The sequence below is a fragment of the Corallococcus terminator genome (genome assembly GCF_003611635.1).
Lineage (GTDB): Bacteria > Myxococcota > Myxococcia > Myxococcales > Myxococcaceae > Corallococcus > Corallococcus terminator.
Genome location: NZ_RAVZ01000025.1, coordinates 1 through 21032, shown reverse-complemented (window position 1 = coordinate 21032; position 21032 = coordinate 1). Strand labels below are relative to the sequence as shown.

16 protein-coding genes are annotated in these 21032 nt (G+C 69.0%); 5 read left to right on the top strand and 11 right to left on the bottom strand.

Annotation, left to right across the window (positions count from 1 at the left end; all coding sequences use genetic code 11):
• Window positions 1-23: 23 nt before the first annotated feature.
• Entirely contained in the window at window positions 24-1853 is a 1830-nt protein-coding gene (locus D7V88_RS06075) for a metallophosphoesterase (protein ID WP_208726141.1), read from the bottom strand.
• A 166-nt stretch (window positions 1854-2019) separates the two neighbouring features.
• On the opposite strand from D7V88_RS06075, the gene D7V88_RS06070 reads away from it, so the two are divergent.
• Window positions 2020-2481 (top strand): acyl-CoA thioesterase, encoded by a 462-nt coding sequence (locus D7V88_RS06070; protein WP_120539648.1) that lies wholly within the window; start codon window positions 2020-2022, stop codon window positions 2479-2481.
• 93 nt (window positions 2482-2574) lie between these two features.
• Complete coding sequence (locus tag D7V88_RS06065) at window positions 2575-3792, top strand: GAF domain-containing sensor histidine kinase (protein ID WP_120539666.1); 1218 nt, start codon at window positions 2575-2577, stop codon at window positions 3790-3792.
• Between the two features lie 9 nt (window positions 3793-3801).
• Here D7V88_RS06065 and D7V88_RS06060 read toward each other — a convergent pair whose 3' ends face one another.
• The 3 genes from D7V88_RS06060 to ptsP are packed head-to-tail and all read right to left on the bottom strand — an operon-like array spanning window position 3802 to window position 9436.
• Window positions 3802-5952 carry a PTS fructose-like transporter subunit IIB gene (locus D7V88_RS06060; protein WP_208726139.1) on the bottom strand — a complete coding sequence of 717 codons (2151 nt, stop codon included), beginning with the start codon at window positions 5950-5952 and terminating at the stop codon, window positions 3802-3804.
• 29 nt (window positions 5953-5981) lie between these two features.
• Window positions 5982-6938, bottom strand: coding sequence for a 1-phosphofructokinase (gene pfkB / locus D7V88_RS06050; protein ID WP_120539647.1), 957 nt, complete (start codon window positions 6936-6938; stop codon window positions 5982-5984).
• Entirely contained in the window at window positions 6935-9436 is a 2502-nt protein-coding gene (gene ptsP / locus D7V88_RS06045; RefSeq protein ID WP_120539646.1) for a phosphoenolpyruvate--protein phosphotransferase, read from the bottom strand. Before ptsP ends, pfkB begins: the two co-directional genes overlap by 4 nt.
• Window positions 9437-9665: 229 nt before the next feature.
• On the opposite strand from ptsP, the gene D7V88_RS06040 reads away from it, so the two are divergent.
• Window positions 9666-10436, top strand: a complete 771-nt coding sequence (locus D7V88_RS06040) for a class I SAM-dependent methyltransferase (protein WP_120539645.1) — start codon at window positions 9666-9668, stop codon at window positions 10434-10436.
• Here D7V88_RS06040 and D7V88_RS06035 read toward each other — a convergent pair.
• Window positions 10417-10695, bottom strand: a complete 279-nt coding sequence (locus D7V88_RS06035; protein ID WP_147448634.1) for a hypothetical protein — start codon at window positions 10693-10695, stop codon at window positions 10417-10419. The genes D7V88_RS06040 and D7V88_RS06035 overlap by 20 nt on opposite strands.
• 58 nt (window positions 10696-10753) lie before the next feature.
• On the bottom strand, window positions 10754-11896 hold the full coding sequence (locus D7V88_RS06030) for a hypothetical protein (RefSeq protein WP_120539643.1): 1143 nt from the start codon (window positions 11894-11896) through the stop codon (window positions 10754-10756).
• An 89-nt stretch (window positions 11897-11985) separates the two neighbouring features.
• On the opposite strand from D7V88_RS06030, the gene D7V88_RS06025 reads away from it, so the two are divergent.
• Complete coding sequence (locus tag D7V88_RS06025) at window positions 11986-12507, top strand: hypothetical protein (protein WP_147448633.1); 522 nt, start codon at window positions 11986-11988, stop codon at window positions 12505-12507.
• A gap of 19 nt (window positions 12508-12526) precedes the next feature.
• On the opposite strand, the gene D7V88_RS06020 is transcribed toward D7V88_RS06025, so the two are convergent.
• Window positions 12527-13717, bottom strand: coding sequence for a hypothetical protein (locus tag D7V88_RS06020; protein ID WP_208726137.1), 1191 nt, complete (start codon window positions 13715-13717; stop codon window positions 12527-12529).
• A gap of 247 nt (window positions 13718-13964) precedes the next feature.
• On the opposite strand from D7V88_RS06020, the gene D7V88_RS06015 reads away from it, so the two are divergent.
• Entirely contained in the window at window positions 13965-14339 is a 375-nt protein-coding gene (locus D7V88_RS06015) for an Mpo1-like protein (protein WP_120539641.1), read from the top strand.
• A 381-nt stretch (window positions 14340-14720) separates the two neighbouring features.
• On the opposite strand, the gene D7V88_RS06005 is transcribed toward D7V88_RS06015, so the two are convergent.
• The 4 genes from D7V88_RS06005 to msrA all read right to left on the bottom strand — a co-directional run.
• Entirely contained in the window at window positions 14721-15041 is a 321-nt protein-coding gene (locus D7V88_RS06005) for a hypothetical protein (protein ID WP_120539640.1), read from the bottom strand.
• 109 nt (window positions 15042-15150) lie between these two features.
• Window positions 15151-17655, bottom strand: a complete 2505-nt coding sequence (locus D7V88_RS06000) for an AAA family ATPase (protein WP_120539639.1) — start codon at window positions 17653-17655, stop codon at window positions 15151-15153.
• A gap of 353 nt (window positions 17656-18008) precedes the next feature.
• The gene (locus D7V88_RS05995) at window positions 18009-20324 is read right to left on the bottom strand and encodes a M20/M25/M40 family metallo-hydrolase (RefSeq protein ID WP_120539638.1); all 2316 of its coding nucleotides are present in this window, start codon (window positions 20322-20324) and stop codon (window positions 18009-18011) included.
• Between the two features lie 112 nt (window positions 20325-20436).
• A partial coding sequence (gene msrA, locus D7V88_RS05990; protein WP_158625012.1) for a peptide-methionine (S)-S-oxide reductase MsrA occupies window positions 20437-21032 on the bottom strand: 596 nt, incomplete at its 5' end.

Genomic DNA, 21032 nt, shown 5'->3' with positions numbered 1-21032 from the left:
AGGTCGGGCCGCCCCTCCGCGCCTCAGATGCGGATGGGCGGCTCGATGAGGAACGGCTCGGTGGCCTTCGGATCATCCGGGTCGAACGCGGGCGCCATGGGCCCGGCGCCCGTGGGCTTCCACTTCCGGGGCACGCGCTCCAGGCCCACCGGGTAGATGGTCAGCGCTCCGTCCTTCCCGATGCGCATGCGCAGGAAGTTCTTCCAGTCCGGCAGCGCGAGCGAACCGAAGGCCTCGTTGGAGTGCGCGCCGAAGAAGTTCACGCACACCCAGAGGTAGAGGCCAGTGATGAACGGGCCCACGAGGAAGCCGCCCACGAACGTGAGGCCGCAGGAGAAGAGGAACTTGCCGGCCAGGTGTGTCCACCCGTCCACGCAGTGCGCGCCGTCTGGCATCAGCGTGGGACAGATGCCCAGCTTGCTCACGGTGAGGTAGGTGCCTGCCCACGCGACGAAGAACGCCGCCGTGATGTGCGCGGCGCCGTGCAGGACTCCCAAGAGCGCGCGCCACCGGCCGAGCGCCGCGTCCGCGAGCCCCGTCAGTCCGCCCACCGTCACCAGCCCGAGGATGAGCGTCCACGGGCGGTTGACCATGCTGTTGCCCACCGCCGTCAGCACCTCCGGCAGTTGGGACAGGCCCAGGCCTCCCACCTCCGCGTAGGCCGCCAGCGCGAGCAGCAGGTACCACAGGCCGGTGATGAGGCCGAACAGCGGGCTGTAGCGGATGAGCCACAGGTTCTTGAGCGCGAGCTTCCGGGAGGTGGCTTCGTCCGGGAAGCTCTTGCGCAGCGTGGAGCCGTCGCGCAGCACGGGGGCCGCGGGGGCGTGCGTGGGGTGCATGAACGCGCCGCCGCCGCCCGCGGTGATGCGGTGCTGGCCGGTGTCGTCCTCGTGCCGGCGGTAGTGGTGCAGGTCGCCCGCGAGGAACACGCAGATGCGCCGCCCGAGCACCTTCTCCTCCAGGTACTCCAGGTTGTTCTCCAGGTAGCTGCCCTTGTTGCGCCGCGAGGCCGCCGCGAGAATCCATGCGGGCTCCGCGTTGCAGAGGATGACGCGGTCCTTGGGGCCCATCTGCTCGGCCACGTTGCGGAAGTACTCCACCTGGGGCACGTCGATGTCGCTGTTGAGCTGGACGTCCGTGCCGATGAGCCACCAGTCGTGCGGCAGCTTCAGCGCGAAGTAGCTGCGGCTCTGGCGCGTGCGGCGACCCGCCACCCACCGCTGCGCGCAGAACAGCCGCATGAAGGCGGACAGCCCGTCGTACCAGTCGTGGTTGCCCGGGATGACGAACAGGTCCGGGTGGGGTGCCTGGGAGCGGCGCATGGCGGCCTCGTAGGGCTGCACCGTGCGCTCCTCGTAGGTTTCGCGGCTGGCGCCCGGGTAGACCTCGTCGCCGCCGAACACCAGCACCCGGCCGCGCGGCGTGGTGTGCACCGTCTTGCCGTCCTCCTCCGGGAGCTTCAATTCCGGCAGGGCCAGCAGGCGCGCCACCGCGTAGGTGGAGTCCCAGCCGTCCCCGATGTCGGAGACGTAGTCGAGCCACAGATCGCCGTCCGCGCCGGCCTCCTCCGAATAGTCGAAGTAGGGCGCCTGGGGCCGCACCACCGCTTCGATGAGCCGGTGGTCCGCGCGTGCGCCGAACACCGTGGCCACCACCGCGTCCAGGCCCGTGCGCAGCACCTGGGTGGGATGCAGCCAGCGCACCATGTCCGCGTGCTTCTGGGGCTTGGTGGCGGTGGCGCTGCCGCGCTCGCGCACGAGGTGCGGCGGCGAGGGCAGGGGCCCCGGGTCCTCCCAGGGCGCGGGCGTGTCGTCGCGGCGGGCCCCTCCGGGCCGCGTGGGCTCACCCGCCATGGTGGGGACCCGGGAGAGCGGAGGAGGACTGCGGAATAAAGGGCGGCGCCAGGGCGGACCGGAGAGCCATGCACCCCTGGCTTAGCATGTCTGCCCGGGATGCCTGGAGGGCAGGCGGGCATGGTTTCCGTTCCCTGGTGGGACGGTCCTTTGCGAGCATGGGGGCATGTCGGATGCGCCCCTGAAGGACTTCCCCGTCGTCGTACCCTTCCCCGTGCACTGGAGTGAGATGGACGCGTATGGGCACGTGAACAACGCCCGCACGTTCACGTGGTTCGAATCCGCGCGCATCGCCTACATGGCCCGGGTGGGGCTGGTGGGGCCGTCCGCGGCGGGCAAGGACACGACGGTGGGCGGGATTGGCCCCATCCTGGCGAACACGCACGCGGACTACGTGCGGCCGGTGGTGTTCCCGGTGAACCTGGTGGCGGGGGCGCGCGTCACGCGCGTGGGCAATTCCTCCATCACCTTCGAGCACGTGGTGGCGGGCGCGGACGACGGCGTCGTGTACACGCGCGGTGGGTCCATCGTCGTGACGCTGCGCTATGCGACGAACGAGAAGGTCCCGGTGCCCCCGGAGGTTCGTGTGGCCATCGAGACGTTGGAAGGCCGCACGGCTGGCGGCTAGGAGCAGCGTCCGGGCAGGCGTGGGGCGCCGCGTCGCTTGAATCCGTGGGGCGTGGCTCCCGGCGCGTTTGTAGTGTTCGCCGCCGAGGAAATCATGAGCCCTTCCCCTCCCTCCAATCCCAACATCCTGGCGGTAAAGACCCAGTCGGCGGACGTGGAGGCCGTAAGCCGCATCGACGCTGTGAAGACAGTGTTGCGGGTGCTGACCCAGACGACGGGGCTGCGCCTCGCCGTGGTGGCGCGGGTGACGCCGGAGTCGTGGACGTGTTGCGCGGTGCTGGACGAGATGAACTTCGGGTTGCAGACCGGGGACACGCTGGTCATCTCCACGACGTTCTGCAACACGGTGCGCGGCCTGGGGACGCCGCTGCTCGTCAACCACGCGAGTCGGGACCCGCGCTTCAAGGACCATCCCGCGCCGAAGATGTACGGCATCGAGAGCTACATCGCGGTGCCGCTGTATCGGCGCAACGGGGACTTCTTCGGCGTGATGTGCGCGCTGGACGCGAAGCCCGCGGACCTCACCGAGGACAAGCTGGAGGTCTTCCGCCACCTGGGGGATCTGGTGGGCCACCAGTTGGAGCAGGAAGAGGCGCTGAACGAGCGCGACACGCAGTTGCTGAGCGCCCATGAGGCCGCGCTCCTGCGCGAGCAGTTGATGGGCATCGTCAGCCACGACCTGCGCAATCCGCTCAATGCCATCTCTCTGGCGGCGACGACGTTGATGCGGCGCACGGACCTGGACGACCGGGCCCGCAGGGGGTTGCGGCGCATCCTGGACTCGTCGGACCGGGCGAACCGGCTCATCCTGGACCTGCTGGACTTCACCCACGTGCGCACGGGCCTGGCGCTCACGGTGAAGCGCAAGGCCGTGGACCTGCATGAAATCACCCAGCAGGTGGTGGATGAGGTGCAGCTCACCTCCCCTGGGCGCACGCTGGACGTGGTGTGTGAGGGGGATGCGCGGGGGATGTGGGATCCGGATCGCATCGCGCAGGTGTTGACGAACCTGCTCACCAATGCGGTGCAGTACAGCGCCCCCTCCGCGCGCATCTTCGTGGAGACGCGGGGTGAGGCGGAGGCGGTGGTCCTGAGCGTGACCAACGCGGGCACACCCATCCCGAAGGAGCTGCTGCCCGTGCTCTTCGAACCGATGACCCGGGGCACCACGGAGGGCACCGAGCGCCGCAGCGTGGGCCTGGGCCTGTTCATCGTGAACCAGATTGCTCGCGCGCACGGGGGGCACGTGGACGTGGTGTCCACGGCGGAGGCGGGCACCACCTTCCGGGTGCGCCTGCCGCGCGGGGGCTGAACTTGACGTTCACCGTGTCAGCGTGTCGGTCAGGGGCCGCTTGAGCACGATGAGCGCGAGCGTGGTGGCCAGTGTGCCCGCGACGAGTGCCAGCACGTAGTACCCCAGCGGCTGCACGGCGTTGGGAATGGCGAGCACGAAGATGCCTCCATGGGGCGCCCGGAGCGCGCAGCCGAAGCCCATGGACACCGCTCCCGCGATGGCGGAGCCGAAGACGATGGACGGGATGACGCGCAGCGGATCTCGCGCCGCGTAGGGGATGGCGCCCTCCGTGATGAACGCGAGCCCCAGCACCGCCGCGGCCTTGCCCGCTTCGCGCTCCTGGGAGGTGAAGCGGCTCTTCGCCACCACCGTGGCCAGCGCCAGCCCCAGGGGCGGCGTCATGCCCGCGACCATCACCGCCGCCATCGGCGTGAAGGTGCTGGAGCCCAGCAGGCCCACCGCGAAGGCATAGGCCGCCTTGTTGACCGGGCCTCCGGTGTCGAAGGCCACCATGGCTCCCAACAGCAGGCCCAGCAGCACCGCGTTCGTCCCGGACATGCCCGTGAGGAAGCGCGTGAGCGCCCCCATCAGCGCGGCCACGGGGGCGCCAATCACATAGGTCATCAGCAGGCCCACGATGAGCGCGGAGAGCAGCGGGATGACCAGCACCGGCTTGAGCCCCTCCAGGTTCGCGGGCAGGCGGATGCGGTCTTTCAGCGTGCGTGCCACGTATCCCGCGAGGAACCCCGCCGCGATGCCTCCGAGGAACCCCGCGTTGAGCTGGTTGGCCAGCATTCCCCCGATGAACCCCGGCGCGAGCCCTGGACGGTCCGCGATGGAGTACGCGAGGTAGCCCGCGAGCGCCGGCACCATCAGTGCGAACGCCGCGTCGCCAATGCCTTTCAGCGCCGCGGGCAGCGTGCCGGGCTGTTTGTACGCGTCGATGCCGAACACGAACGACAGCGCCAGCAGCAGGCCCCCCGCGACGACGAAGGGCAGCATGAAGGACACGCCCGTGAGCAGGTGCTTGTACGCACCCGCGGGTTCGGCCTTCACGGGCGCGCCGAGCGGTGGCGCCGCCACGGGGCGGGTCGCGCTCATCGGTTCGGGCAGCGCGAGCGCCTGCTCCACCACGCGGTCCGCCTGCTTCAGTGCTTCACCCACGGAGGTCTGGAGCAGGCGCTTGCCGACGAAGCGCTCCGTGGAGACGTGCGTGTCCGCGCCGATGATGACCGCGTCCGCCTGCGCGATCTCCTCCGGCGTCAGCGTGTTCTTCGCGCCCACGGAGCCCTGGGTCTCCACCCGGATGGCATAGCCCTTCGCCCGGGCCGCGCGCGTGAGGGCCTCCGCCGCCATGAAGGTGTGCGCGATGCCCGTGGGACAGGCCGTCACCGCGACCAGCGTGCCGGCGAGCGTGCCGGACGGAGGCGTGCGCGTCGGTGGGCCCGTGGGGTCTACACGGCGCGACGCTCCATCGAGGGGCAGCGTCACATCCGACGGCGACAAGGGCGTGGACGTGAGCAGGCCGTGGGGGCGCGGGAAGGAGACTCCCGAGGACGGCTCGGTCGGGCGTGGCGCTCCTCCGTGGGGCTGGGCGGTGCGTGTCGATGCACCCGAGGTCTGTTCGGTCTGGCGAAGCGTTCCCATGTGCGGCTGCGCGGCACGTGCAGCCTGTTCAGTCTGATTCGGCGTTCCCGTGGGGAGCTGCGAGGCGCGTATCGAAGCGCCCGGAGCCTGTTCGGTCGGACGCGGTGCTCCCGCGAGGGGCAGTGGGGCGTCCTGTCCTTGCGATGCGGCCTCGGTGCCTGCTCGGCCCAGGTCCGCGGAAGGGGCTCCGTGCGCGGCGGCCTCCGCGGTGGCCGTGCGTTGCAGCGTGGCGCGGGCCACGGCCTCGTCGATGATTCGCTCGGTGTCCCGGATGGCCACCGCCGTGGAGGTGCGGACCAGCGGCTTGCCCACGAAGCGCGACTCGTCCACGGTGATGTCCGTGGCGAGGATGACCGCGTCCGCCTGCGCCACCGCCGCCTCGTCGAGCGGCGTTCGCACGCCCTCCGCGCCGCGCGTCTCCACCGCGAGGTCGTGCCCCTTGAGATCCGCCACCCGGCGCAGGGCCTCGGCCGCCATGAAGGTGTGCGCGATGCCCGTGGGACACGCGGTGACCGCCACCAGTTTCGCCATCGTCGTCGTGTCCTTGTCGTGCCGTCGTCTCAGGCGTTTCCCAATGGATGCATCCGCACCGCGCCCACCAATGCCGCCACCCGCTCCGGTGTCGGAGGCACCGGCCCCACCCGCGCCAGCTTCCCCGCCGCGAACGCCGTGCCCCGCCGCGCGCAGGTCTCCAGGTCGCTCCCATCCAGCCGCGCCGCCAGCACGCCCGCCACCAGCGCATCGCCCGCGCCCACCGTGCTCGCCACCTCCACTGGAGGCGGCAGTGCCCGCCACGCGCCGTCGTGCGACACGAACAGCGCGCCCTCCGCCCCCAGTGACACCACCACCATCCCGATGCCGCTCGCGTGCAGGTCGCGCGCGGCCCGCCCCACGTCTCCCGGGGTCTTCAACGGACGCCCGAGCAGCTCTCCCAACTCGTGCACGTTCGGCTTCACGAAGTCCGGCTGCGCGGCCACGGCGTGGCGCAGGGGCTCACCGCTCGTATCCACCGCCACCACCGCGCCCTTCGCGCGCAGGCGCTCCGTGAGCGTGGCGTAGATGGTCGCGGGCACTCCGGCCGGCACGCTGCCCGACAGGACGAAGCAGCCGTGGTCCTCCGTCAGCGCGTCCAGCGTGGCCCCCAGTGCCTCCAGGGCCTCCTCTGGAACGCGGAGCCCGGGCAGGTTCAGGTCCGTCACCGCGCCGCTCGTGCGGTCCACGACCTTGATGTTCACGCGGCTGGAGCCCGGCAGGCGCAGGCAGCGGTCCTGGATGTCGCGGTCGCGGAACAGCGCTTCGAACAGCGCCACGTTGTCCTCGCCCAGGAAGCCCGCCGCCGTCACCGGCCTGGAACCTCCGGCGAGGAACGCAGCCACGTTGATGCCCTTGCCCCCGGGCGTACGCGTCTCCGCCACCACGCGGTTGACGGCGCCCGCCGTGAAGCCCGGACACTCCAGGGTCTGGTCGATGGCCGCGTTCAACGTGACGGTCACCACACCCGGCTTCGTCGCCCTCATGCCTTCGCTCCCTTCTTCGCCAGGAGGTCGCGCACCAACGCCCGCACCTCCGCCGCGTTGCCACTGTCCAGGGCTTCGCGCGCCACCGCCTCCGCGTCCGCCATCGACAGGCCTCGCAGGAGCGCCTTCACCGACGGGATGCTGGGAATGGCCACGCTCAGCTCGGTGATGCCCAGGCCGGACAACACCACCGCGCCCGACGGGTCCCCGGCGATGCCGCCGCACGCCCCCACCCAGATGCCTGCCTTCCGGGCCGCTCGCACCGTGAGGTCCACCATGCGCAGCACCGCGGGATGCAGGCCGTCCGCCTGCGGCGCCAGCACCGGGTGCTCCCGGTCCATCGCCAGCACGTACTGCGTCAGGTCGTTCGTGCCGATGGAGAAGAACGACACGTCCCTGGCCAGGCGGTCCGCCATCATCACCGCCGAGGGCACTTCGATCATGATGCCCACCTCCACCGGATCCGCGCCGACCTCCAGGCGCACGGACTCCGTGATGGCGCGGGCCTTCGTCAGCTCCTCGGGCATCGCGACCATCGGATACATGATGCGGACCGGGCCCTCCTTCGACGCTCGCAGGATGGCGCGCAACTGCGTGCGGAACAGGTCCTCGCGTTCGAAGCACAGCCGGATGCCGCGCACGCCCAGGAACGGGTTCTCCTCCGCGGGCAGCGACAGGTAGGGCACGTGCTTGTCACCGCCGATGTCCAGCGTGCGCAGGATGAGCGGCAGGCCGTTGAGCGCGCGCACCATGGTGCGGTACGCGTGGAACTGCTCCTCCTCGTCGGGCGGATTGTCGCGCTTGAGGAAGAGGAACTCCGTGCGCATCAGGCCCACGCCCTCGCCGCCCGCGTCCACGGCCTTCTGCGCTTCCGCGGCCTCGCTGATGTTCGCGGCCACCTCCACGCGTTTGCCGTCCAGCGTGATGGCGGGCCGGTAGCGCTCCAGCTTCTCCTCCTCGCGCCGGGCCTGGGTGCGCTCGCGCTGGTTCGCGGCCTTCGCGCGGTCCCGCTCCGACGGGCCCACGACGAGCACACCCGCGTCGCCGTCCAGGATGCAGTGCTGTCCATTGCGCAGGTCCAGCAGCGAAGGCCCCACCGCCACCACCGCCGGCAGGTCGAGCGAGCGCGCGATGATGGCCGTGTGCGACGTGGTGCCGCCGCCCACCGTGCACAGGCCCAGCACCATCGCGGGGTCCAGCTTCGCGGTGTCCGACGGGGCCAGGTCCTCCGCCAGCAGCACCACCGGGTGGTCCGGGAAGGTGGCCTCGCCCTCCACCACCTTCGCCAGCGGTCGCAGCACACGCCGTCCCACGTCGCGCAGGTCGGCGGCCCGCGCGGCCAGCGTCGGTTCCTCCAGCTTCGCCAGCATGTCGGCGCGGCTTTCGAACACGCGGCGCCAGGACGCGCCCGCGCTCATTCCGGTGTCGATGTGGCCGTGCGTCTCCGACAGCATCCCGGGGTCGTCCAGCAGCTCCAGATGCGCCTTGAAGATGGCGGCCCGCTGCACTCCGGCCTTCTGGAGGAAGCCTTCGTACAGTTGACGCAGTTCCGCTGCGGCGCCCGCCAGGGACTCCTCCAGCCGGCGGTGCTCGTATGCGCTGTCGGGGGCGCGCTCCTCCACCTCCAGTCGCTCCCGCTGGAAGGCCCACACCGGTCCGGCGGCGATGCCCGGCGACGCGGACAGGCCCGCCACCAGCGTGCCTTCGTAGTCGAGCGTCACGGTGATGGCCGTCGGGGCCTCGTTCGCGGTGGGCGCGACGGCTTCCCCCTCACCCAGGCCGGACTGGAATGCGTCGCGGAGCGCTGCGAGCACCGCGTCCGCGTCATCGCCCGTCGCGGTGAGCGTCAGCGATGTGCCGGCCCGCGCCCCCAGTTGCAGGAGCGACAGGAGGCTCCGGGCATTCGCCTGCCGTCCTTCGTGGTGCACGGTGACGTCGGCGTGGAAGCGGCGGATCACCTCCACCAGCACGGTGGCCGGGCGCGCGTGCAGGCCGTGCGGTGAGGGCGAGGCGACCTGGAGGTGCGGCCCTTCGAAGGTCGTGACGGCAGCCGTGGGTTCGGGCGCGGCGGCGGCGCCGTTGAGTGCCTGGACGATGACGGATGGATCCTCCGTGTGGGCCAGTGCTTCGGATTGGGCCTCGTCGCCCAGCACGCCGGTGAGGTTGGCGAGCACCTGGAGGTGTTCGTCGGATTTCGCCGCGATGCCCACCACGATGCGCGCGGATCCGTCCGGACTCCACGGGACGCCGGCGGGGAACTGCACCACGACGACGCCCGTCTGGCGCACGTGGTCGCGCGCTTCGGGCAGGCCGTGGGGAATCGCGATGCCGTGGCCCAGGTACGTCGCGGACACCTGTTCGCGCTTGAGCATGCTGTCGATGTAGCCGGGCGCGATGAACCCGGACTCCACCATCACCTGTCCGACCATGCGGATCGCCTCCGCCTTGTTGGCGGCGGAGCGTCCCAGTCGGACCTGCGAGGGCGTCAACGTCAGCATCGGGGCTCCTTGGCGGCGTGGCGCGGGACGACGGTCCATCCTGCCCCGGGATAGCACCTCCACCGGTCCAGCCCTCCAGGTCCCGTCTTCCCGGCAACAGCCCGTCGCTGGGAAAACCCGTGGAAGTCGGTGCGCCCGCCCGCACCGCGAGCGTGGGCCCGCCCGCCAGCCAACGCTCCGCGTCCGCGAGCGTGACGGGACGTGGGAGGGTGTTAAGGAGGAGGCCGTCATGCCTGACAGCGTCCTGGACTTCTACGAAGGGCTGGCCGAGGAGTACCACCTGCTCTTCGCGGACTGGGAGCAGTCGGTGGAGCGGCAGGGCGCGGTGCTGGACGCGCTGTTGCGCCGTTCGGATGCGCCGCCTCCGCGCCGGGTGCTGGACTGCGCGTGCGGCATCGGGACGCAGGCGCTGGGGCTCGCGGCGCGGGGCTTCGGGGTGCACGCCACGGACCTGAGTCCTTCAGCGGTGGCCCGCGCGGAGCGGGAAGCGCGCGCCATGCACGTGAGCATCACCACGGGCGTGGCCGACATGCGCATGTTGGACTGGCAGGTGCCGGAGACGTTCGACGTGGTGATGGCGTGTGACAACGCGCTCGCGCACCTGCTGGAGGACTCGGACCTGCAGGACGCGGCGAACTCGATGGCGTCACGGCTGGTGCCCGGCGGCCTGCTGGTGGCGAGCCTGCGCGACAACGCCGCGCTCCTGGAGAAGCGGCCACGCTTCACGGCGGAGCGGGTGCTGGACACGCCGCTGGGCCGCCGCGTCCTCTTTCAGGTCTGGGATTGGGCGGTGGACGACCGGCAGTACACGGTGCGGCAGTTCATCCTGCGCCAGGAGTCCGGCATCTGGCACACCACCGAACACACCGGCGTCTACCGGCTGCTGGAGCGCCTGGAATTGGAGCGCGCGCTCACGCAGGCGGGGCTGGTGGATCCGCGCTGGTACTCGCCGGAGGAGAGCGGCTTCTACCAGCCGCTCATCACCGCCCGAAAGCCTTGAGCCACCAGGCCTCCAGCTCCAGGCGCATGAAGGGCAGGGCGTGGTGGCGCACGGTGGCGGCGGCCTTGAAGAGCACCTGCGCCTGACGTGCGCGGATACGCAGCGCTTCTAGCGAGACCGGGAGCCTTGTCGGATGCAGCGGCCCCACCCAGATCAGCGCCAACAGGAGCTGGAGCGCCACCAGCCACCCCAGCCCGTCCCGCAGCAATGAGTGCGGCTGTCCGTCACGCTCCATCCGTCCGCTCGGCGAGCTGTTCATGGCACCCTCTTGGCTACAGTTGTAGTCACGGAGGGATACGCCATGACTACAGCAGTAGTCAAGACGTCGTGCGGGGCTTGCGCGGAGGGAGGGCCCAGACGTCTTCATCCGGGCGATAGGCGATGGCCTGTTTGCCGGAGGAGCCATGCGCCTTGGTGTCGAGCAGCCCCGCGTGCCAGAGGTTCTGCTTCAGCTTGAAGACCGTGGAGGGATTGAAGTCCGCTCCCTTCAGCCCTGGCTTGAGGTCCGCGGAAGGGTCCGCGAGGAAGAGGGCCGTGGCCAGTGCGAGGTCTTCCTGGCCCGCGGCCACCGCGAGCTTGGGCAGCGTGAGGGCACCACCATGGTCCGCGAGCGTCCGATGGATGAGGCGCACGGCGGGCTGTCGCACGAGGACGAAGCGCGCGACGGCCGCGAGGGGCGCATGTGCTTGGGCGAGCTGCTTGCGCTTCTCGTAGCCCGTGGCGGGGTCGAACTGGAGCGCGGCGAGGAGCTCCGCCACGGCCCTGCCTTCCAGGGTGGGTTCCCAGTCCAGGTCCAGCAACCCGAGCGTGCTGGCGCCGGTCGCCGCGTGGCGCCGCGCGCCTTCGCTCGACAAGTCCGACCAGTGGCCCGCGAGCGCTTCCAGGAGTGACTGCGAGGACGGCTTGCGATCCGCGAGGAAGGTCGCCGCCAGGTAGTTGAGCGGATGGTTGAGCTGGAGCCTGCGCGCGACCGGAGTGCCTTCGAGCAGCGCGGAGGCCTGGCTGACGACGCGGGGCAGCGGGGTCGGGTCGGCGGGAGGAGAGACCTCCACCCAGCGCTTCGCGTCCATCGCGAGGATGCCGACGCCGTTGTCGCGCGCCATGGTCAACGCGGAGCGGTGGATGTCCGAAGCGGGCGTGGGCAGCGCGAGGTACGCGTGGTGGACGCCCGAGCGGTAGCGATGGGCCTGTCCCATGCCCTTGACCCAATCCCTGTCCGACGCCTTCACCTCGATGCCCGCGACGAGGATGCCCTCCGGCTGCGCGACGCTGCAGAGGATGTCCGGACGGGTGCCCTCCAGCGTGAGCCGGGTCATGGGCTCCAGCTCATGGGCGAACGGGCTGTGGACGTAGGACGGATCCGCGTCCACCAGCAGGTGGAGGACGCGCGAGTCGCGCAGCCCGTGCTCCAGCAGGTGGTGCTTCAGGGAGCGGACGACCTTGGCCTCGGGGCTGACCATGCAGGCTCGGGTCTACAGCACTGGACCGCCGGGACTCCAGCGGGTGCATGGCTTGCCGCCGGGATGACGACTCGAAGAGACTCGCCGCCATGGCGAAATCACTGGATGGGGGAAGCAGGGTCTTCCTGTGGATCGTGATCCTCTTCTGCGGCGGGATGGGGTCCCTCCTCCTTTCGATTTCCGTGGTGCAACTGCGGGACACGGCCTACTTCATCAAGCACGCCGTCGAGGTAGACGCGATTTGCAGTGCGTCGGTGCCGGGGTACTGCGTGCAAGAAACCCGGAGCCGCTCGGGGGGAGTCACCCGCCTCAGGAAGTACGACTGCTACACGCCCGAGGTGCGCTACGTACTCAATGAAAAGATATACACGCGCAAGCTGTTCGAGCTGAAGTCCCCCAAGCGCATCGATGAGGGGGATCCGGTGGCCCTGCGGGTGCACGACAGGGGATACCGGCACGACGTGAGGCCCGTGACCGGGTTCATGGACCTCTGGGGCTTTTCCCTGCTCATGCTGGCCATGGCCCTGCCCATGCTTCTGGTGGCCGCCCGCTGTGTGTGGGGCGAGCTGCGAAGGGCCTTCACGGCGCTGCGGGCACCTTCGCCGGGGTGAGGGGACGCGGTGCCGCGGCTCAGGCGCGCTTCACGTCCGCGGGGGCATTGGGATGGCGCGCGAGCATCGCGCGAAGCTGCGGCTGACGGCGCACCAGCTCCTGCTTGAGCAGGTGCGCGACGAGCATGGGCGGCGCGGCGCTCCAGCGCGCCAGGTTCTGCACGAGCAGCGGTGAACGGTACGTGCGGCCGCACAGCAACGACGTTGTCTTGCCATCCACCGGCATGCCCACGAGCGCTCCCAGCGCGCGGCCTTCGGTGTTGAGGATGAGCTCCACCTTCTCCTCGGACGGGCCGGTGGCGAAGCGCTGGCGCAAGAGTTCGCGCGCGGTGCGGCGGGTGGACTCCGGCACGTCGCGGTCCACGGTGAGCTTGTGGTGCTCCATCAGCCGGCGCAGCGCCCACATGCGGCGGAAGAGGGCCGCCGGGAGCTGCGGGTTGCGCACGAGGAAGCGGCGCACGCCGGTGTCCGCCGCGAAGGCGGCTCGGGCCACCAGGGCTTCCAGGCCCACGGGGTTGCGGTGGTGCCGGGCGATGAGGCGCGCGTGCGCGAGGCCCACGCGCGGGTTCTCCAGCGCGGCCTTGATGACGGCGGGCACCGGGTCGAAACACAGCGCGGACAGCTCCGGGTCCTCCGCCCCGTGCGCCAGCGCGACCCGCTGGTCCTCGGGCAGCGCGTGCAGACGCGTCTCGAAGAGCTTGCGGTAGTTGCCCAGCACGGCCTCGGGGATCTCCTCCTCGGGCGCGGCGTCTTCGTCACTGGCTTCGGCGGCTTCCGCGTCCGGCAGGGGCTCCGTGTCGCGGACGTCGAGCGAAGGCCCGTCGTGTCCTTCCGGAGGCAGTGCTCCCTCGGGCGTGTGTGACGTGCCCTGGATCGATGCGGCCTGCGCAGGCGTCGCGGTGGATGCGCTCGGTGTGGATGCGGCGCGGGGCTGCGGCGCGGTGGTGGCGCTGCCCAGGGGGCCGGACGCTGACGCCGTGTCCTGGCGCACGGTGTTCGCGGGCGCCTCCGCGCCTGGGAGCAGCGCGCCCTGCGTCACGAGCCGCGCGAGGATGTCCTGGAGTCGCTCCAGGGGCAGCCCGGTGAGCGCGGGCAGGTCCCGGGCCCGCGTGTGCCCGTCCAGGCGCGACAACACGAAGCCCTCCTCCGCGTTCAGGGGAAGGCGCCGCAGGTCCACCGTGGGGTTCAGCTTGGGCGTCCAGTCGTTCATGCGCGGACCCGAGTCTTTCACGACACGCGCACCCCGCGCTTCTCCGAGCCCGCCCCTGGACTGTCGACACCGGATTGTTCTGGAGCCGGCCGAAAACGACGGGCTGCGTCGAGGCCTGCCCGGCTGCCTTCCAGCCAACGGGTCCGCTCGGGTTGCCGGGACCCGAGGGCCGACCGGTGTCGGTGCGGGCATCCTGAATGCCGGTGTGGGTTGACGGGAGGCCTGGGTCTGGACACAACTTCACCTCATGTCCGATCGCATCCAGACCTATGCCGAGTTCTGGCCGTTCTACCTGCGCGAGCACTCGCAGCCGTCGACACGCTGGCTGCACTTCACCGGGACCAGCCTGGGCGTGTGTCTGGGCGTGACGGCCGCTGTCACCGGACGCGGGGCGCTGATTCCCGCCGCGCTGGTGGCCGCCTATGGCTTCGCGTGGTTCAGCCACTTCAAGATCGAGAACAACCGTCCGGCGAGCTTCAAGTACCCGCTCTGGTCGTTCGTCTCCGACCTCCGCATGGCGGCGCTGATGGCCGCCGGCCAGCTCGCTCCGCACTTGGAGCGCGCCTGGGCAGGCCGTCCGGTTCCGGTCCCGGTGGCTTCGGCCCAGGCCGAGGTCCGGTAGTCGGTTCTCCTTCTGCTCGCGCCGTGTGGAATGGGGTCGCATGCCGAACCGGCATGCGACCCCGGGCGATGGGCGGGGCACTCAATCCCTCCGCGCCCGTGACGCGCGCCGCGTGAGGTTTCAGCCCTCTTCCTTCGGAGGAGGGCCCCGGAAGGCATCCAGCTTCTTCGGTGCCTCCAGCTTCACGGCCTTGCCCTCGCGCGAGGAGTGGTAGAGCGCTTCGATGATGAGCACGTCGGCGAGACCTTCTTCTCCGGGCGTGCTCTGGCTGAAGCCCTGCCTCTCAATGGGCTCCTCGCCGCTCAGGTAGCGCGCGGCACTGAGGCAGTAGATGCCCGCGTCAGGCCTTTTTGAAATCCATGCCTGTCCTTTCGGAAATTTTCATAATCGATACCAGCTGGTTCCTTGGGGAATGGCCTGTGACGCTACCTGCAGCACGATGTGCTCATCGAAGTGCACGAGGTACATCGTCTTGTCCACGGCTTCGACGGAGGCGACTCTCGCTTCGGCACAGATCAGCGGCCCAGACGTGCCGTAGCCACACCGGTGGAATCGAATCCGCTCACCCGATTGGGCGGCCTTTTCGCAGTGGCGACCAATCTCCCGCGTCGTGGTGATGGTCTTGACCCTGTCATCGTCGATCCATTTGTTGATCCAGGGCTGACTCCGGTCTTGGTGGTGATGGACAACCAAGTAAAGCATGCTCGCCTCCAGTCGGTGCTCGTGGGTCAAGAAGCATGGACCTGTTCCGGCTATCGCTGCGATGCAGCTCCGTGCCTTCCGGGCGCTGTGCCGGTCTTGTTGGGACGGTTCAATCTTCTTCGAAGGCGGTCTCCTGCTCCATTGAGATGGTGGTCAACCCCAGGGCCTCCGGGGAGAACCCTTCCAGTTCGTCTCTTCGAACGACTCCGATGACTTGCGCCGCGAAGTGGACGCGATCCGTCTTGCGGATCTCGAAATGACCGCGGTCACCCCAGTTCGTGTCCGGGTTGTCCGCGGAGATATTTCCGAGCCATGCTCCGCCTGTGCGGGTGGAAATCCTGACGCGTTTCATGGTGTACGATTTTTGATCGATGTCATCGTTCGCCGCCAACACGTAGATGCCGTCGTTCTCAATGAGGCTTGGGATCGCAGCATTGAAGGGAAGGTCGGTCGAGTGCACTGGCTCCAGGAAGACCTTGTCGAGGAACTTGAGCGCGACGATGTCGTTGTCATGCAGGGTGTCCGCCATGGATGTGCCTGTAACGATGGCGAATGCATCGATCTTCGTTCCTTCCAGTTGCTGCAAGGGTGAATCGGAGTCTGGGCGTGTGGCGAAATTTGGCCCTGCGGCGACTCGGAACAGTTGCTCCACACGTCGCGCTGACTGGATGACCTGCGCCGGAACCTTGAGTTCCTTGAGCTTTCCCCGGAGGTTTCGCCGGTGGGGCCTTCGAAGTTGCGGAGCGTCTGTGTGCTCAGGGGCTGGCGGCACTGCGTCCGGCTTCAGGTCCGAAATGGATTGCCCGATTGCGAACTCGAAGAATGCGATGAGTCGCGGATTGAGTTGCGGAGCCTCATTGATGGTCTTCGTGGCGAGCCAGGGCTTGTCGCTCCGCCAGTGCTTGCCGAAAATGAACTCCTCGAAGTTCGGGTCATGCGGCAGGCTCTGGTCATTTCCCGACAAGAGGTTGTTGATCTGGGAGTTGGCCTGGTTGGCCTGGGCTCCCACGTCCAGGTCGTAGATGACGCGATAGTTGATGTCGAAAGCCCTGAGCACCTTCTGGAAGGCAGGGATGGTCCATTTCCCCCGGCAGTTGATAAGGGTGACCATGCGCCTGGCCAGAAGGTATTTGGACCAGCTGATGCTTCCTTCTTTTTCGAGCCTTCTGGCGACCGCTTCGACGGCGGCGATCTCGCAGTCTCCTTCGACAAGGCAGACCTGCTCCGAGAAGAATGCTTCGTTGACTGCGGGATCGAAGGTCAAGAGCATCCGGAGCCGCGCGCGCTGCTCCTTGTCGCCTTCGGTCTGGTCGAACACGTCACGGGTTCGTTGTGTGGCGACCGGAGCCGCCGCCTTCTTCCTCAAGATGACGATGCCGTCGTGACGGTCGGCGAGGTCCAGGAAGACGGGGGAGTGCGTTGTGCAGATGACCTGACCGGCGCCGCTTCGGGAGATTTTCAGCAGCGTGTCGCGCATCCTTCGGCACATGGCAGGGTGCAGGTAGATTTCCGGTTCTTCGATCAGGAACAACATGGGATGCTGCTCACGCGCAGTGCTCTTCCGGAGCTGCTCTGCGTACATCTGGAGAAGTGCCAGCACGATGGAGCGCTGTGCTCCATGGCCTTGATTGTCCGGCGTGGTGGACAAGCCCCCATCCAGGACCCTGAACTCGGTGCTGTTCGCGAGATCCGACATCACATCCGGAGCGCTGAACTTGAGCTCAGCACCAATGTTGATGAGTTCCTTGAACTTCGCCGTGATCTGCTCCTCAATGGAAGTCACGATCCGATGTTTGCCATCTGTGGCGAAAAGATCCTGGAGTTCGATTGCCGCGGACCTGAACCGGATGACCCTCTCGTGGCCTGCGAGTTGCTGTTCAAAGAGGGAGTTCACGATTTTTCGAATCGAAGATTGTTTCATGCCTACGTCTGCTTCTTCGCTGGTTTCACGAAGCGCTGGAACGTAGATGACGCTGGGCAGGATGGCTTCAAGATGGGACGCGCTGCTTCCCTGATAGGGCGCCCACGGTTCTTGCGGATGGGTCTCCAGCAGTGGCGAGTCGAGCTTCTTCGCCGCCTGGATGAGCATGTCAATGGGCGGTCTGGGGCCGGAGTTCTCCTTGGTGACGAGCTCGAGGATGGGCTTCCAGCGTTCGTCCGCTTCAAGAAGCGTTTTGAGGGTTTTTTTGCCAGTCCAGCCCGTTAGATGAACCGTCGGTGGGCGGTTGGGATTGTATGACGAGTTCTCAGAGGCGGCTCCAGGCGTCTTCCAGATCCGCTTGAGTCGGTACTTTTCCCGTCCGTCTTCCGTGAAGGTGTTTCCCGCGACGGCAGGTGAGTTCCGGTCGTTTTCGTTGAGTTGGTCGAACGCCAGCTCCATCTCGATGGGCCCGTTTCCCGGGTCGATGCCTGGAAACTGATCCAGACCTGCTTTCGAGGCGGCCGTACAAGCGAGGCGTATGGCCTCCATGATGGACGACTTCCCTGCGTTGTTTTCCCCCACGATCGAGAGGAAGTCGGCGGAGCCCTGACGGTGCTCGTCCTTCTGGGGAACCTGGAGGTCGATCGATTTGATGGACTTGAAGTTCCTGATGACCACCCGGTCCAGCCTCATGAGGTCGTTCCTTTGAATCGCGGAGTGACTGAGCGTTCTTGCGAGTGAGCGAGATGCCCGGCTTCGCGGACGACGTCTGTCCGCACTCTTCTCTGCGATGCCAGAGGTTACCCAGGGCCGCCGTAAGGGCCATACCTCTTGGTGGGGATGGTGAACCGAAGGCGCGCAACCTATAGGGGCAGCTTTTGCCTGCGCCTTCCGGGCGCTATTCCTGTCTTCCATGGGAAGAGATGCCCGCAGCTGAAAGCTGCGGTTCCTTCACCATGAACAAGCGCGGTGCTCCCTGGTGTCAGAGGCTGATCCAGCGCCGCCGCACGGGTCACGGGCGCAACGTCATCTGACCGCGTCCCGCTTCAGTATTCGCCGACGCCGCCCACCAGGGTCTCGTCCGTGACGCCGAAGTAGAACGGCACAGGAATGGTGTTGGCCGGGCGCTGGTCGCCGGGCGCGCCGGGGGCTTCGGAGAGGTCGAAGCGCAGGTCCGACGCGCGCAGCCGCACGCGGGTGCCCTCGGGGACGGAGACCTCCAACACGAGGCCTTCGGGCGGTGGGTCCCAGAACTGAATGACCGTGGCCGTCTCACGTTCGCGCACGCGGGTGACGGCCTCGGGCTCCAGCCGGTGGCCGGCGATGGACAGGCCTCGCAGGGGCGTGCCGTCTCCAAGCTGGAGCTGGAGCTGTGGCGCCTGCCGCCGCGACGTCACCCGCAGCGTGAGCCGGCGCAATCCGTCCCGCGTCTCGTCGTCCTCCACCCGCACCTCCGGCGCGAGGAGGGGCCGCAGCGGGGCGGGGGCCACGTGGACGTCCCTCGGCAACAGGGGCAGGTAGGTGCCCATGCGGCGTGTCGTGGCTTCGCCGCCGAGGACGCGGGAGACCCAGGCGTCCGGCTCGGAGTCGCTGGAGAGCCAGTACGCCTTGCCGCTCGTGACGTCGGCGACGTAGGCGACGCTGCTGGGGCGCGGAGTATCCGCGTCGAAGCGCTCCTGCACCACGCCCACACCCAGCAGCACCCCGGCCAGCGCCAGGGACAGCGGCGCCACCGTCCGGCCCAGGCGCACGGGCTCCGCGACCGTCTGGGCCAGGAGCAATGCCAGCCACGGCGCGACCACCGCCGTCACCACCGCCACCAGCCAGAGCGTCAGGGCGACGTAGAAATTGGGCACCAGCGGCACCCACAACAACAGACCGGGGATGGCGCTCGCGGCCAGCATCAGGCGGGTGCGCGAGGTCAGCGTCTCCCCCGGTTCGCGCCACCGCCACCCGAGGCCCAGCGCGCCGAAGACGACGGGCCAGATGAACAGGTAGCTGACGCCGCTCGCCACGAACGCGGTGACGAGTCCCAGCACCGTCCACGCGATGAGCGCGCCCGCCGCGAGCTCCGCCCGCCGCACCTTGCGCAGGAAGAGGGCCTGGAGACCCGCCACCGTCGCGAGCGTCAGCGCCAGCAGTCCCGCGATGAAGAGCGGGCCCTGGTAGGCGTCGCGTTGGGGCAGGGCCCTCAAGCCCCCATCGATGAGCTGCACGAGCCACCACGCGGCGTGGATCACCGCCGCGCTCCCCGCCGTCGTCGCGAGCAGCGCGCCCAGGCCCTTCAGGACGCCGAGCGCGCGCAACGCTCCCCGCCGCAGGCCCACGGCGATGGCGGCCCCACAGGCGAGGAGCGCCAGCAGCGCGAGGGGCACCGCCCAGGACGCCGCGTGGTGGACGAGGAAGGGCCCGACGTTGAAGTAGATGGCGCTCCCCGTGGAGGTGGGCTCCAGCGGGTCCTGGCCCAGGTGTCGCGCGAGCGCGAGCATCACCTCGCCGTGATTCTGGAGGCTGTCGGGGTCCAGGTGGGCCAGGTCGTCCAGGCTCGAGTGGTAGCGCATGAGCCCGTCGATGAAGCCGAAGTTGAGGCCCGGCGTGCCCTCCCTCAGGAAGATGCTGAGGTCCGTGTCGTTGGGCAGTTGCCGGTAGGTCTCTTCGAAGAGCGAGCTGGCCTGGACGGGGGCCCCGGAGCGCGCCAGATGTTCGATGAGCCAGCGGTTGTCGGGACTCGTCTGGAACATCAGCGACGGGCCGCGCGAACCGCGAGCCTCGAAGTTGAGGACGACGGCGACCTGCTTCGCCAGCGGGTGCTGGAGCGCGAAGGCCCTGGCGCCCACGAGCCCCGTCTCCTCCGCGTCCGTGAAGACGAAGAGGATGTCGTTGCGAAGCGGGGGGCCGGTGCGCAGCGCGCGCAGCGTTTCGAGCATCGCCGCCACGCCCGCCCCGTCATCCGAGGCCCCGGGCGAGGTGGGGACGGAGTCGTAGTGGGCGACGATGGCGACGGCCTTGCCTCCCTCCACGCCTTTGAGGTGGGCGAGCACGTTGTGGACCGTGGCGCCCGGGAGGGAGCGGCCCGTGCCCAGGTTCGGGTTGATGGCGGAGGTCGTCTGGACTTCCGGCGTCACCCCCGCTTCGCGCAGGGCGCGCAGCAGGTACTCGCGCACCTCGCGGTGTGCGCGCGAGCCGACGGGGTGCGGGACCGCCGCGATGTGCTCCAGGTGCGCGCGGGCCCGCCCGGCGGAGAACACCTCCACGGGCGCCGAGGCCGGCAGGGCCGTGGGTGCCGAGGCGAAGCGCAGGGCGAACGCGAGGGTGAGCCCGACGAGGACCACTGCCGACAGACTGGCGAGGCGCGTGTTCACGAGAACGCGACCCTATCACCGGGTTTCCTTGCTGCTCGCGGCGTGGCGGGAGGGCGCGGACCCGTGACGGTGGATCCGCGCCGCTGCCCTGCTTCACGGTGCGTGCTTCACGTCAGGCGCTGACGCCGACGCCAATGGGGCAACTGACGCCCGTGCCCCCGACGCCGCAGTAGCCGTCCGGGTTCTTCTGCAGGTACTGCTGGTGGTAGTCCTCGGCGTAATAGAAGGCCGGCGCCGGCAGGAGCTCCGTCGTGATGTCGCCCAAACCCTTCGCGTGCAGCGCCGCCTGGAACGTGCGCTGCGTCTCCTCCGCAGCGCGCTTCTGGGCGTCGTTCGCGTAGTAGATGCCGGAGCGGTACTGGGTGCCCGCGTCATTGCCCTGGCGCATGCCCTGCGTCGGGTCGTGGTTCTCCCAGAACACCTTCAGGAGCTGCGCGTAGGAGACCTTCTTCGGGTCGTACACCACGCGCACCACCTCGTTGTGGCCGGTGAGGCCCGAGCAGACCTCCTCGTACGTGGGGTTCGGCGTCAGCCCGCCCGCGTAGCCCACCGCCGTGGAGTACACCCCCGGCACCTGCCAGAACTTGCGCTCCACCCCCCAGAAGCAGCCCATGCCGAAGACGGCCTCTTCGAAGCCTTCCGGCACCGGCCCCTTCAACGGGGTGCCCAGCACGGTGTGCTTCGGGGGAACCTGCATCTCCTGCGGAC